At 75.4% G+C, this 13,424-nt stretch carries 8 protein-coding genes; 7 read left to right on the forward strand and 1 reads right to left on the reverse strand.

Annotated elements, in window-relative coordinates; translation table 11 throughout:
- Position 1 precedes the first annotated feature (1 nt).
- The 3 genes from ACFWA7_RS08950 to ACFWA7_RS08960 all read left to right on the forward strand — a co-directional run bounded on the left by ACFWA7_RS08950 (position 2) and on the right by ACFWA7_RS08960 (position 4,013).
- Positions 2–1,351, forward strand: coding sequence for a protein phosphatase 2C domain-containing protein (locus ACFWA7_RS08950; protein WP_385821874.1), 1,350 nt, complete (start codon positions 2–4; stop codon positions 1,349–1,351).
- Positions 1,352–1,417: 66 nt separating this feature from the next.
- The gene (locus ACFWA7_RS08955; RefSeq protein ID WP_385821876.1) at positions 1,418–2,776 is read left to right on the forward strand and encodes a VWA domain-containing protein; all 1,359 of its coding nucleotides are present in this window, start codon (positions 1,418–1,420) and stop codon (positions 2,774–2,776) included.
- A 103-nt stretch (positions 2,777–2,879) separates the two neighbouring features.
- Positions 2,880–4,013, forward strand: coding sequence for an FHA domain-containing protein (locus ACFWA7_RS08960; protein ID WP_385821878.1), 1,134 nt, complete (start codon positions 2,880–2,882; stop codon positions 4,011–4,013).
- A gap of 108 nt (positions 4,014–4,121) precedes the next feature.
- Here the strand turns inward: ACFWA7_RS08960 and ACFWA7_RS08965 are convergent, their stop codons facing one another.
- The gene (locus ACFWA7_RS08965; protein WP_385542374.1) at positions 4,122–5,099 is read right to left on the reverse strand and encodes a methyltransferase domain-containing protein; all 978 of its coding nucleotides are present in this window, start codon (positions 5,097–5,099) and stop codon (positions 4,122–4,124) included.
- Between the two features lie 168 nt (positions 5,100–5,267).
- On the opposite strand from ACFWA7_RS08965, the gene ACFWA7_RS08970 reads away from it, so the two are divergent.
- From ACFWA7_RS08970 to ACFWA7_RS08985, 4 genes are all read left to right on the forward strand, one after another.
- Positions 5,268–5,672, forward strand: coding sequence for a globin (locus ACFWA7_RS08970; protein WP_385542376.1), 405 nt, complete (start codon positions 5,268–5,270; stop codon positions 5,670–5,672).
- 166 nt (positions 5,673–5,838) lie between these two features.
- Positions 5,839–9,153 carry an FtsX-like permease family protein gene (locus ACFWA7_RS08975; RefSeq protein ID WP_385821880.1) on the forward strand — a complete coding sequence of 1,105 codons (3,315 nt, stop codon included), beginning with the start codon at positions 5,839–5,841 and terminating at the stop codon, positions 9,151–9,153.
- A gap of 1 nt (position 9,154) precedes the next feature.
- Positions 9,155–11,866, forward strand: a complete 2,712-nt coding sequence (locus ACFWA7_RS08980) for an FtsX-like permease family protein (RefSeq protein WP_385821882.1) — start codon at positions 9,155–9,157, stop codon at positions 11,864–11,866.
- Positions 11,863–12,861 carry an ABC transporter ATP-binding protein gene (locus ACFWA7_RS08985; protein WP_385821884.1) on the forward strand — a complete coding sequence of 333 codons (999 nt, stop codon included), beginning with the start codon at positions 11,863–11,865 and terminating at the stop codon, positions 12,859–12,861. The genes ACFWA7_RS08980 and ACFWA7_RS08985 overlap by 4 nt, the downstream gene beginning before the upstream one ends.
- Positions 12,862–13,424 lie beyond the last annotated feature (563 nt).

Raw genomic sequence — 13,424 nt, forward strand, 5'->3', positions numbered from 1 at the left:
GATGGCGCAGATGCACCAGCCGGCAGCCGGGTCGACGTGCCCCGGCTGCGCGGAGCCGCTGGAGACGGGCGACCTGTACTGCGGGGCCTGCGGGTACGACCTCTCGGCCGTGCCCGTGGCTCCGGTGGACACCCCGACGGTGGTCATGGGCAGTCCCGTGGCGGGCGAGGCGTGGCCCGCCGCCCGTGCCGCCGACGGCTCCGGCGCCCCGGTGCACCTGCCCACCGATCTCCCCGGCACCGACTCGGGCGGCTCCCCGCTGCCCTCGCACGCACGGTCCGACGGGCCCGGGGGCGAGTCCGAGCCCGATGAGTACCCCCTGCCCGCGCCCGATCCGCGCGCGGCCGACCCCGCCGGCCTCGGGGAGCAGGCCACCCTCCCCCATAGCCCCAAAGGCATGGGCGGTGCCCCCATCGGCGTGCCCGTGAAGGTCTGTGTGGCCTGCCGGGCCGGGCGGGTCGACGAGGACGGGTACTGCGAGAACTGCGGCCACGCCCAGCCGCGCGAGCGCGACCACATGGAGCGGGAGCTCGGCCCGGTGGCGGCGGTCAGCGACCGGGGCCTGCGCCACCACCGCAACGAGGACGCGTTCGCCGTGTCCACCACCGCGCTGCCCGACGGCTCGCCCGCCGTCGTGGCGATCGTCTGCGACGGCGTCTCCTCCGCGACCCGCCCCGACGAGGCGTCGGCGGCGGCGGCGGCCCGCGCCAACGAGTCGCTGCTCCAGGCGCTGCCCCAGGGCACGCATCCGCAGCAGGCGATGCACGAGGCGATCGTGGCCGCCGCCGAGGCGGTCAACTCCCTTGCCGACGAGCCCGGCCCGGCCGTGGAGCACGACCCGCACCGCCACCAGAACGCGCCGGCCTGCACCCTGGTCGGCGCGATCGCGGCGGGCGGGCTGCTCGTGGTCGGCTGGGTCGGCGACAGCCGGGCGTACTGGGTGCCCGACGACCGTACGACCCCGCCCGCCCGGCTCACCGAGGACGACTCGTGGGCCGCGCAGATGGTGGCGGCGGGCCTGATGAGCGAGGCCGACGCGTACGCGGACGAGCGGGCGCACGCGATCACGGGGTGGCTGGGCGCCGACGCGTACGAACTCGACCCGCACACCGCCTCGTTCAAGCCGGACCGCTCCGGTGTGGTCGTGGTCTGCACGGACGGGCTGTGGAACTACGCGGAGGGCGCCGAGGAGATGGCCGGGACGGTGCCCGCGGACGCCGCCGAACGGCCGCTGCACAGCGCCCAGGTGCTGGTCGGCCACGCCCTGGACGGCGGGGGCCACGACAACGTAACAGTGGCCGTCGTGCCGTTCGCGGTCCCTCTGCCGGGGGCAGGATCCGCCTACAACTAGGCCTTGGCACCGGATTCCCCCACATTCTTGTCTCTTCAGGCCCAGAAGCCTCAAGGAGCCTTTCAGATGGCCAACTTCTCCAAACCGAACGCGCCGCAGTTCTCCGTCGAGGTCTACCAGAACGCGTACCTGCCGGAGGGCGGCCGCGAGGTCAACGCGATCGTCACCGTGACGTCGACGGGCGGAGGCACTGCCGGCGGGGCCGCACTCACCGGAGCCGCGCTGTCGCCCTCGTCCATACCGGGGCAGGCGGCCGGCGCCGCCGTGGTGATCATGGTCGACTGCTCGGGGTCGATGGACTACCCGCCGACGAAGATGCGCAACGCGCGCGACGCCACGGCCGCCGCGATCGACACCCTGCGCGACGGCGTGACGTTCGCGGTGGTCGCGGGCACCCACCAGGCCAAGGAGGTCTACCCGGGCAACGGGCGCCTGGCCACCGCCGACGCGCAGAGCCGCGCCCAGGCCAAGGAGGCGCTGCGCAAGCTGAGCGCGGGCGGCGGCACCGCCATCGGCACCTGGCTGCGGCTCACCGACCGGCTGCTGAGCTCGGCCGACGTACCGATCCGGCACGGCATCCTGCTCACCGACGGCCGCAACGAGCACGAGTCGCCGGCCGACCTGAAAGCGGCGCTCGACGCCTGCGCGGGCCGGTTCACCTGCGACGCGCGCGGGGTCGGAACCGACTGGGAGGTCAAGGAGGTCACCGCGATCGCCTCCGCGATGCTCGGCACCGCCGACATCGTGGCCGACCCCTCGGGCCTGGCCGCGGACTTCACGCGGATGATGGAGAACGCGATGGGCAAGGAGGTCGCGGACGTCGCGCTGCGGCTGTGGACCCCGGTCGGCGTGGAGATCAAGTTCGTGAAGCAGGTCGCGCCCACCGTCGAGGAACTGACGGCCCGTCGGACCGAGGCGGGGCCGCGCGCCGGGGACTACCCGACCGGCTCGTGGGGCGACGAGTCCCGCGACTACCACGTGTGCGTCCAGGTCCCGGAGGCCGGCATCGGCCAGGAGATGCTCGCCGCCCGGGTCTCGCTGATCCTGCCCGACCCGGCGGGCGGGACCCCGCAGACGCTGTCGCAGGGGCTGGTCCGCGCGGTGTGGACCGAGGACATGGCCGCCTCCACCTCGATCAACCCCCAGGTCGCCCACTACACGGGTCAGGCCGAACTGGCGCAAGTCATCCAACAGGGCCTCGATGCCCGCAAGTCGGGCGATATCGATGGCGCCACCGCCAAGCTCGGCCGCGCCGTCCAGCTCGCCGCGGCCTCCGGGAACGCGGATACGGCAAAGCTGCTCGCCAAGGTGGTGGATGTCGTCGACGAGGCGACGGGTACTGTGCGACTGAAGGCCAAGGTCGCGGAGGCGGACGAGATGACTCTCGAAACCCGCTCGACCAAGACCGTACGCGTGAAGAAGTAGCCCGAGACATATCCAGCAATGCCGCACACAGCGGTACGCGGTAGCGAAACCACTTGAGTGCCTCGGCCCGAGGGGCCGGACGAGGAGAGGGGGAAGCGACTCCATGCCGACCTGCCCGAACGGACACCAGTCGGGTTCCGACGACTGGTGCGAGGTCTGCGGCCATCGCATGGGCGCCGTGCCGCCGCCTCCCCCGCCCCCGCCCGCCTTCCCGGGGCCGCCCCCGCAGGGCGGCTACGGCTACCCCGCCCCCGAGGCCCCCGCCGCCCCGGCGGAACTGTGCCCGCAGTGCCGCACGCCCCGGGAGGGCAACACGCCCTTCTGCGAGGAGTGCCGCTGGAACTACCTCACCCAGACGGCGACCTCGTACACGCCGCTGGCGCCCAACCCGGCCCCCGGGCGGGGCGAGGGCCTCAATCTGCCGCCCGGGTTCCAGTCACCGCCGCCCCCGCAGCAGCGCGACCCGTACGAGTACCAGAGCTCGCGGCCCTCGCAGGTCAACCGGCCCGCCGAGCCGCTCACCGGCGACCCCGCGCAGCAGGGCCCGCCGCCGTTCCGCCAGGGGCCGCCGCCGCCCCCGCCGAACGGTGACCCGTCCCTGCGCCAGGGCCCGCCGCCGCACTTCCAGCAGGGGCCGCCGCCCCCGCCGGTCTTCCAGCAGGCGGGGCCGCCCGCGCCCCCGGCGTTCCCGCAGCCGCCGGCCCGGGCCGAGAACGACGACTGGATGATCCAGCCGCCCTCCCAGCCGCAGCCGCCGCAGCACACCCAGGCGCCCCATGCCCCGCAGCAGCCCCAGCCGCCCCAGCAGCAGTTCCAGGCGCCGCAGCAGCCGCTCCGCTGGATGGTGACCATCGGGCCGGACCGCGACTACTTCATGGCGATGATGCAGCGCAGCGGGCCGGAGGCGTCCGGGCTCAACCTGCCCGCGTACTCGCCCGAGCAGCAGCGCCCGCTCACCGGCAGCCAGCTCACCATCGGCCGCCGCCGCCACTCCACCGGCGAGGCGCCCGACATCGACCTGGCCGTGCCGCCGGAGGACCCGGGCGTCTCGCACCAGCACGCGGTCCTGGTCCAGCAGCCCGACGGCAGCTGGGCGGTGGTCGACCAGAACTCCACCAACGGCACCACCATCAACGGCGCGGAGGACCCGATCCAGCCGTACGTTCCCGTCCCGCTCCAGGACGGGGACCGGGTGCACGTGGGGGCTTGGACGACGATCACGGTCCGCCGGGGCTGATGCTCCGCCGGAACGACGCGTTCGGCTGCGGGCCGTCCGTGGCTGGTCGCGCCCACGTGGCAGAGCCGCACATGTCACAGCCCCGCGCCCCTGAAGGGCCCGGTTGCCTCAGACGTTTCCGGGGACCACATCCCGCAGGGGCCACGTGTGTGGTCCCTGCGGGTCGTCCAGCCAGGCCCACTGGCCCTCGTCGGTGACCGTCACGCCGAACCGTTCGCGCCGGGGGCGGTCCTCGCGCCGCCACAGTTCGTACGCCTCGTACGGGTCCAGGCTGTCCGCCGTGAGCGCCAGCAGGAAGCGGAAGAGCTCGTTCTCCAGGCTCGGGCGGGGCAGCCCGCCGGTGTACGGGGCGCCGGGCGCGGGCGCCACGCCCCGCAGCGGCACGAAGTAGGCCGGGGTGTGCAGGAAGCGCCCCTCCGCGTGCCCGGCGTCGCGCACCTTCAGCAGGATCAGCCCGGTGGCCAGCGGGGCCTCGATCAGCGCCCCCGGTGTGCACTGCGCCAGCCACCCGGCCGGTACCGACGGCAGGGTGCAGGTCGCGATGATCCGGTCGAAGGGCGCCCGGGACGGGCAGCCGCGCGCCCCGTCGCCGGTCACCACCGCCGGGCGGAAGCCCGCCGCCACCAGATGCGTCCGGGCCGACTCGGTGATCTCCGGGTCCAGGTCGACCGTGGTGACCAGCTCTTCGCCCAGGCGGTGGCTGAGCAGCGCCGCGTTGTAGCCGGTCCCGGCGCCGATCTCCAGGACAGCGTGTCCGTCCCGGACGTCCAGGGCCTCCAGCATCCGGGCCATCAGCGACGGCTGGCTGCTGGAGGAGAGCAGCTCCCCGTCGCGCAGCCGGGTGGCCAGCGGCATGTCCGTATAGACCCCGTCCAGCCAGCGCGCCCGCCGGCCGGGGTCCGGGTCCTCGCCCCACAGCCGCTCGTAGCCGCCGGGGCGGCTCACGAAGTAGTAGGGCACGAAGAGGTCGCGGGGCACCTCCTCGAAGGCGGCCCGCCAGGCCGGGTCGGCGAGCTCGCCCCCGGCCACGATCTCCGCGACGAGGGCCGCCCGCGCCCTGGCGGCCGAATCCCGGTGTGCGCCCATATGTCCACTGTGCTGCGCCCGGGCCCCGGAGGCGAGTGGTCCTACGTCCCCGGTCCTCGGTCGGCCCATCTGAGACCATGGACCCGTGCTGCATTTCCCGGGGACACCCCCCGGACCCCCGGCCGAGTCCAGGGGGCCGGGCCGAATGACATTGCGAGGCATACACAGGTGAACGAGATTCCGCGCGGCACGCTTCAGGAGCAGACCTTCTACGAGCAGGTCGGCGGCGAGGAGACCTTCCGGCGCCTGGTCCACCGGTTCTACCAGGGCGTCGCCGAGGACCCGCTGCTGCGGCCGATGTACCCGGAGGGCGATCTGGGCCCGGCCGAGGAGCGGCTCGTCCTCTTCCTGATCCAGTACTGGGGCGGCCCGCGCACCTACAGCGACCACCGCGGCCACCCCCGGCTGCGGATGCGCCACGCGCCGTTCACCGTGGACCGGGCCGCGCACGACGCCTGGCTGACCCATATGCGTACGGCCGTCGACGAGCTGGGGCTCTCCGCGGAGCACGAGACGACGCTCTGGAACTATCTGACGTACGCCGCCGCCTCGATGGTCAACACGGCGGAGTAGGCCGGAAGTTCACGTTCCGCCCGTCCCGACCCCGGAATGCGGCGCTCCGTGATCGCATTCCGGTCACGATCGGGCAAGATCGGGCCGCAAGCGGTTTCCATGGCCCCGTGCCCTCTGAAAGCATCCGGACAGACTTTCGGGGGCAAAGCGGGGATCTGGGGGCCGTGTGGCGGGTTTCGTGTTTCTGCGGGTGCGCGCGCACCGGCTGCTGCTGGCCGCCGCGCTGCTGGCCGTCCTGCTGACCACCTCGGTCCTGGCCGCCCTGACCGCCTTCTCCGGCTCCATCGGGGACGCGTCCCTGCGCCACACCCTGGCCACCCGGTCGGCCGCGCCCTCCGCGCTGATCGTCAAGGCGACCGTCCCCGAGGCGAAGCGGCAGGCCGCCGACGCCGCCGTACGCGAGGGAGCGCGCCGCACCTTCGACGGACTCCCGGTCACCACAAGGACGTTGACCCAGTCCGGCCCGTACGCGCTGCCGCGCACCCTCCAGTCGCCGGACGCCCGCAAGGGCACCGAGCCCGACCTCACGCTCTTCGCCGCCGTCGACCGCACCCGCGTCCGGCTGACCGGCGGCAGCTGGCCCGCCCCGCCGGGCACCGGCCGCGAGATCCAGGCCGCCCTCCCCGAGAACGCCGCCGCCCAGCTGGGCCTGCGCCACTGGCCCGTCTCGCTGACCCTCGCCGACCGTATGAGCGGCCCGGCCGTGCAGGTCCGCGTCACCGGCGTCTACCGTCCCGTCGACGCCACCGAGGCGTACTGGCAGCTGGACGACCTCGGCGGCCGGGGCACACGCCGGGTCAACTTCACCACGTACGGGCCGCTGCTCACCGACCCCACGGCGCTCACCGGCGGCCGGCTGAGCCCGGGCCAGACGTCCTGGCTGGCCTCCGCCGACTTCTCCACCCTGACCACCCGCCGGATCGGCGCCCTGCGCGCGGCGGCGGCCCAGGGGCCCAAGTCCCTGGTGGAGGGCAAGGCGTTCGCGGGCGACGCGACCGCCACCACCTCGCTGCCCGACGTGCTCGACCGGGCCGAGCGCTCGCTGCTCGTCTCCCGCTCGACCCTGCTGATCGTGGCCCTGCAACTGGTGCTGCTCGCCGGGTACGCGCTGCTGCTGGTGGCCCGGCTGCTGAGCAGCGAGCGGACCGGCGAGACCGAGCTGCTGCGGGCGCGCGGCGGCTCCCGCTCCCGGCTCCTGGGCCTGTCCGCCACCGAGGCACTGCTGCTCGCCGCCCCGGCGGCGGTGTGCGCACCGCTGCTCTCCGGCCCGCTCACCCGGCTCCTCGCGGGCCACGGCCCGCTCGCCCGGATCGGCATCCACCTCGACACCGGCCCGACCGGCACGGTGTGGCTGGTGGCGGCGCTGGTCGCGCTGGGGTGCGCGGCGGCCGTGGTGGCCCCGGCCCTGTCGGCCGGGCGGGCCACCCGCGCCCGGGCCGCCGCACTGCCCGCCTCCGTGCGCGCCGGGGCCGACATCGGGCTCCTGCTGATCGCCGGCGTCGCCTACTGGCAGCTGGACCGCCAGACCTCCGGCTCCGGGGCGCTCAGCGGCGACCGCACCGGCGGTCTCGGCATCGACCCGCTCCTGGTGGCCGCGCCCGCGCTGGCGCTGCTCGCCGGGACCGTACTGACCCTGCGGCTGCTGCCGCCCGCCGCCAAGCTGGCCGAACGGCGGGCGGCGGGCGGGCGCGGGCTCCCGGCGGCGCTCGCGGGCTGGCAGTTCAGCCGCCGTCCGCTGCGCGGCGCGGGCCCGGTGCTGCTCCTTGTGCTCGCGGTCGCCATGGGCATGCTGGCGATCGGGCAGTCCGCCTCCTGGGACCGCTCGCAGGAGGACCAGGCGGACTTCCGCGCGGGCACCTCGGTACGGGTCTTCGGGTCGAGCCTGAGCGGCTTCGGACAGGCCGGTTCGTACGACACGGTCCCGGGCGTACGGGCGGTGGCCCCGGCCGCGCGCTCCTCGGTGGAGCTCTCCGGCGGCCGCTCCGGAACGCTGCTCGCCCTGGACACCGCGCACACGGACGGGCTGCTGCTCCGCTCCGACCTCGGCGGCAGGCCCGCCCGCGCGCTCCTGGGCGAGCTCACCCCGCCCCGGACGGCCCGGCCCGGTGTGCTGCTCCCGGCGGACGCCGCCGAGCTCGCCCTCAGCCTGCGGCTCGGCGCCGAGGGCGCCCCGGGCGGTGCCTCCCCGAGCGGGGTCACCGCGAATCTGACGGCGGTGGTCGAGGACCGGTTCGGCATCCAGTACCGCCTCCCGGCCGGGGCCCTGGAGGCCGACGGGCGCCAGGCCGAACGGCGGCTCTCCCTCGATCTGGCGGCGGGCGCGCCGGTGGGCCGCCCGGCCGCGCCGCTCGCTCTCACCGGTTTCGAGCTGGACTTCAACGTGCCGTTCGAGAAGGCCGAGCAGCACCGCTTCACCGTGCGGGAGCTGCGGACCGTGGCACGGGACGGGCGCACCGCGCCCGTCGCTCTGCCCGCCGCCGACCGCTGGCGGGCCTCCTCACTGGAGTCCGGCGAGGGCCCGGGCGGCCTGCTGAACCTGACCCCGCAGACCGACGGGCAGTCGTTGTCGGTGCCGTACGCCACGGGCTCGACCACGGTGACCGCCGGCTCCTGGGAAGGGATACCGAGCCGGACGGTCAGACTCGCCGCCGTCCGGCCCGCACCGCCCGCGCTGAATGCGATCGCCACCGACCGGTTCCTGGCCTCCAGCGGAACCCGGGTCGGGCAGACCGTCACAGCCGTCCTGGCCGGGCAGACACTGCGCGCGAAGGTCGTCGACCGGATGGCCGAGGTCCCGACGACCGGGCCCGGCGCCGAGACCGCCGGTGGCGGCGGCCGTGACGGCGGCGCGCTCCTGCTCGACCTGAGCGCGGTCAACGCGCGGCTCGCCGCCGACGCGGGCGGCAGCCTCGCCCCGACCGAGTGGTGGCTCACCACCGGCACCGGCGACGCGGCCCGCGCGGCGGCGGCGCTGCGGGCCCGGCCGGACATCGACCCGCAGCAGGTGGTGGTGCGCGCGGAGGTCGCCGAGCAGCTGCGCGACGACCCGCTGGGCGCGGGCCCGCAGGCCGCGCTCATCGCCGCCGCGATCGTGGCGGCGGCCCTCGCCGCGGTCGGTTTCGCGGTGAGCGCGGCGGGGTCGCTGCGCGAACGCGGGGCGGAGTTCGCCGTGCTGCGGGCCCTGGGCGCCCCGCGCCGCCAGCTGGCCCGGCTGATCGCGGCCGAGCAGGGGGTGCTGATCGCGCTGGCGCTGCTCGTGGGCCTCGCCCTGGGCGAGGTGCTGACGCGCGCGGTGGTGCCGTTGATCGTGCTGACCGGGCAGGCCACCCAGCCGGTGCCGAAGGTGCTGGTGGAGCTGCCTGCCGGGCGGCTCGCCGTACTGCTGGCGGGAGTCGCCGCCGTACCGCTGCTGATCGTCGCGACGCTGGCGCTGCGGCGGACCGACCCGGCGGTCTCGCTGCGCCACCAGGGGGGCAACTGACATGAGCACCAAGGCCGTTGCCCCCTGGGTGCGGACCCGGCTGCGGACCGCGCCGGGCGCCGCGGGCGCGCTCGCCCTGCTGGTGCTGCTCACCGCGTTCCTGGCCGCGACGCTGCCGCGCGGGGTCGACGTGTACGAGGACCGGGGGCTGCGCCACGCGGTGGAGTCGGCGGCGCCGGAGAACTCGATGATCCGGCTGTCCGGCCCGATGCCCGTCAACGGCGACTCCGCGCTCGGCCCGCAGGCCATGGAACGGGCCTACCGGGACCAGCTCAAGGCGATCCCGGCGCCGCTGCGGGCGGACAGCGGTCAGTCGGCGTACGGGGTGCGCACCACGGAGAAGGTGCACGCCGCCTCCCCGCTGGACTCCTGGCTGCCGAGGCCCGAGGGCCTGCCGCCGCGCCTGCTGATCGCCTCCCGGTCGTCGCTCTCCGACCACGCCCGTCTGGTGAGCGGGCGCCTGCCCACCGCGAAGGCCGACGCGACCTCGCACACGGCGGAGGCGGCGGTGACGGCGGCGACCGCCAAGGCGCTCCGCATCTCCCCCGGTTCGGTCATCCACGTGCCGGGCGCGGGGGGTGAGCCGCTCGCGATCCGCATCACCGGCGTCGTACGGCCGCTGCTCCCGGACGGCAGCTACTGGGCCACCGAACCGGTCCTGCGCGAAGCCCAGCTCATCCCGGCGAGCCCCAAACCCGACGAGCCGCACTACTGGTACGCGGGCCTGCTGCTCGGCCCCGACTCGGCGCCCGCGCTCCTCGACGCGGCGGGCAGCCCCGAGGTGTACGCGGACATCGCCCCGGCCGCGGGCAGCATGAACGCCCGCCAACTGCACGGCCTCGCCACCTCCGTGGCCTCCCTGGAGGGCGGCCCGGCACTCGCCGCCCTGCGCCAGCTGGCCGGCCCGGGCACCATGATCTCCACCGAACTCGACGCGATCCTGGAGGAGTACACCTCCGTACGCGACTCGATCACCCCCGTCGTCGCGGTCGCCACCTTCGGCACGGCGGCGGTCGCGGCCGTGGTCCTGCTGATGGCGGGCGGCCTCGCGGCGGCCCGCCGGAGCACCGAACTCGCCCTGCTGCGCGCCCGGGGCGGCTCGCTGCCCGGCATCGGCGGCCGCCTCGCCGCCGAGACGGCGGTGGTGACGGTCCCGGCGGCGGCGCTCGGCCTGGGCCTGGCGGTCCTGACCGTACGCGGCGGCCGGCTCGGCCCCGCACTGCTCGCCGTGGCCACGGTGGCGGTGGTGTCCTGTCTGGCCCTGCCGGTACGGGCGGTGCTCAGCCACCGCAGGGTCCGCACCGCGTCCGACCGCGACGACCTCGTACGCGTCAGGCCCACCCGGCGCCGTACCGTGGCCGAACTGACCCTGCTGGTCCTGGCGGTGGGCGCGGTCGCGGCGCTGCGCCGGCGCACCACGGCGGCGGGCTCCGACTCGCTGGTCAGCTCGGCGCCGGTGCTGATCGGCGTGATCGCGGCGCTGGTCCTCATACGGCTGTATCCGCTGCCCCTGCGCTGGGCGGCCCGCCCGGCCGCGCGGCTGCGCAGCACGGTCGGCTTCCTCTCGCTGGCCCGCGCGGGCCGCGCCCCCGGCGGCGGGGTGCTCCCGCTGCTCGCCCTGCTCACGGCGCTGACCACGGCCGCGTTCGGCGGCTCGGTGCTCGCCGGGGTCGCGGACGCGCGGGACCGGGCGGCGCTGTACACGACGGGCGCGGACGCGCGGGTCGACAGCGTGACACCGCTGCCGCCGGGCCTGGCGGACCGGGTCGCCAAGGCCGACGGGGTGTCGCAGGTGGCCGCGGCCCATGTCGACTACGGCGTCGAGATGCCGTACGGCGACAGGATCGCGGTGATCGGCGCGGACCCGTCCTCGTACGCCCGCCTCACCTCCGGCACCGGCCTGGGCGCGATCCGGGCCGACGACCTTAGGGCCCGCCCCGGCAAGGCCCTGGCGGCGATCGCCTCGCCGAAGGTGGCGGCGGGCCTGGGCAAGGATCCCCGGGAGGTGCGGGTGGCGGGCTACCGGCTGATGGTCCAGGTGGTGGGGGTACGGGAGCGCACCCCCGCCGTCCCGCGCAGCGACTTCCTGCTGGTGGACGCGGCCGGGCTGGGCTCACGGGAACCGACGACGCTGCTGCTGGCGGGGACGGGCCTGGACGGCAGGGACCTGCGCAGGACGGTGACGGCTCCCCGCGCCGCGGGCGACCCTCCCACGGTCCAACTGCGCACGGAGACACGCCGCAAGCTCGTCGACTCACCGCTCCAGTCGGGTGCGGAACGGGTCTACGGGGCGGCCGTGGCGGCGGGCGCGGGGTACGCGGTGCTGGCGCTGCTGCTCTCGCTGCTGCGGGGCGCGCCGGAGCGTTCGGCGCTGCTCGCGAGGCTGCGGACGATGGGCCTGACCCGCCGCCAGGGCCGCCGCCTGCTGATCCTGGAGGCACTGCCCCAGGCGGTCCTGGCCGCGCTGGGCGGCGCGCTGACGGGCTGGGCGGCAACGGAACTGCTGGCCCCCGGCGTGGACTTGACGGGCCTGGCCCTGGCGGCGTCTCCGACGACCGCTGCGGCGGGCGGCGGGTTGCGCACGGACCCGATGTCGCTGCTGATACCGGCGGTGTGCGTGGTGGCGCTGGCGGCGGGGGTCGCGGCGACCCAGGCGTGGTGGACGAGCCGGCGCGGCTCGGTGACGGAACTGAGGGCAGGAGATACGCGATGACGGGGACGGGGACGAGGGCGGGGGCGGTGGCGGGGGCGGCGGGGACGGAAGTCCGGACGCTGTCCGAGCTGGAGGAACGGGCGGCGGCCCAGCGCGACCGCCCGGCGTACGGCCATGACGCCCTGATCGCCTGCGACCGCCTGGTCCGGATCTTCACGACGGACGGCGTGGAGGTCCAGGCCTTGCAGGGGCTGGACCTCCTCGTGACGGACGGCGAGCTGATGGCCCTGGTGGGAGCATCCGGCAGCGGCAAATCCACCCTGATGAACATTCTGGCGGGCCTGGACGTGCCGACGGCGGGCCAGGCGAAGGTGGCGGGCCGGGACCTCCTGTCGATGGACGCGAAGGCGAGGCTGGACTACCGGAGGGAGGTGGTCGGCTTCGTCTGGCAGCAGACGGCGAGAAACCTCCTCCCCTACCTGACGGCGGCTCAGAACATCTCGCTCCCCACGCAGTTGCGGGGCCGCCGACGCGGCGCGAAGGGCAAGTCGACCCGAGCGGACGAACTCCTCACCATGCTCGGGGTGGCCCACTGCCGCGACCGCCGCCCGCACCAGATGTCCGGCGGCGAACAGCAGCGCGTGGCGATAGCGGTGGCCCTCGCCAACAACCCCTCGGTCCTCCTGGCCGACGAGCCGACCGGCGAACTCGACTCCGCCACGGCCGAACAGATCTTCGCGGCCTTCCGCACGGCGAACGAGGAACTGGGCACGACGATCGTCATCGTCACCCACGACCAGACGGTGGCGAACGAGGTCCGCCGCACGGTGGCCATCCGCGACGGCCGCACCTCCACGGAGGTCCTGCGCCGCACGCATCTGAACGAGCAGACGGGCGAGGAGTCCGTGGTCTCCCGCGAGTACGCGATGCTCGACAGAGCGGGCCGCCTCCAACTCCCCACGGAGTACACGGAGGCCCTGGGGATGGAACGAAGGGTGCTGCTGGAGCTGGAGCAGGACCATATTCAGGTATGGCCGGACGGGGGCGGGGAGTAGCCGGGTTCCGGCGTTCGCCTGCGGGCTTCGGCGGGGGCGGCCCATTCTGGCCCGGGAGTTGCCTGCGGCGCGGTGAGGGGCAGCCCTGCCTGGCCCGGGAGTTGCCTGCGGCGCGGTGAGGGCGCGGCCTTCTTGGCCCGGGTTTGTCTGCGGGCTGTCGATGGCTGGTCGCGCAGTTCCCCGCGCCCCTCAAGGCAGAACGGGGCGCGGGCCACATCTCAGCCCTCAGGCACTTGAGGAGCCGGGGGGCAGGGAGCGAAGCTCCCGCCCTTCAGGGGCGCGGGGAACTGCGCGACCGGCCACAGACGGCCCGCAGACGAACGGAGTCCGGGGCGGAGCCCCGAGAGCGGGGAGCGGGGGGCGGAGGGCAGCGGACGAAGCCCACCCACCCCGGGCAGGAGCGGAGGCCCCCACCCCCGGGCAGGGGGCGGGGCCCCGGTCAACCCACTTCCTGCGCAGGGTCCGGGGCGGAGCCCCGAAAGCGGGGTGCAGGGGCCGCAGGCCCCGCAACGGGGTCCGGGGGCGCAGCCCCCGGGAAACCACCTCAACCCCCCACCCACCCC

Origin of the sequence: Streptomyces sp. NPDC059994, assembly GCF_042737755.1 — a bacterium.
Lineage (GTDB): Bacteria > Actinomycetota > Actinomycetes > Streptomycetales > Streptomycetaceae > Streptomyces.

What these genes read in the sequence shown, in the direction of transcription:
- ACFWA7_RS08950 (WP_385821874.1), top strand. Translation starts at nt 2, where the DNA reads ATGGCGCAGATGCACCAGCCGGCAGCCGGGTCGACGTGCCCCGGCTGC.
- ACFWA7_RS08955 (WP_385821876.1), top strand. Translation starts at nt 1,418, where the DNA reads ATGGCCAACTTCTCCAAACCGAACGCGCCGCAGTTCTCCGTCGAGGTC.
- ACFWA7_RS08960 (WP_385821878.1), top strand. Translation starts at nt 2,880, where the DNA reads ATGCCGACCTGCCCGAACGGACACCAGTCGGGTTCCGACGACTGGTGC.
- ACFWA7_RS08965 (WP_385542374.1), bottom strand. Translation starts at nt 5,099, where the DNA reads ATGGGCGCACACCGGGATTCGGCCGCCAGGGCGCGGGCGGCCCTCGTC.
- ACFWA7_RS08980 (WP_385821882.1), top strand. Translation starts at nt 9,155, where the DNA reads ATGAGCACCAAGGCCGTTGCCCCCTGGGTGCGGACCCGGCTGCGGACC.
- ACFWA7_RS08985 (WP_385821884.1), top strand. Translation starts at nt 11,863, where the DNA reads ATGACGGGGACGGGGACGAGGGCGGGGGCGGTGGCGGGGGCGGCGGGG.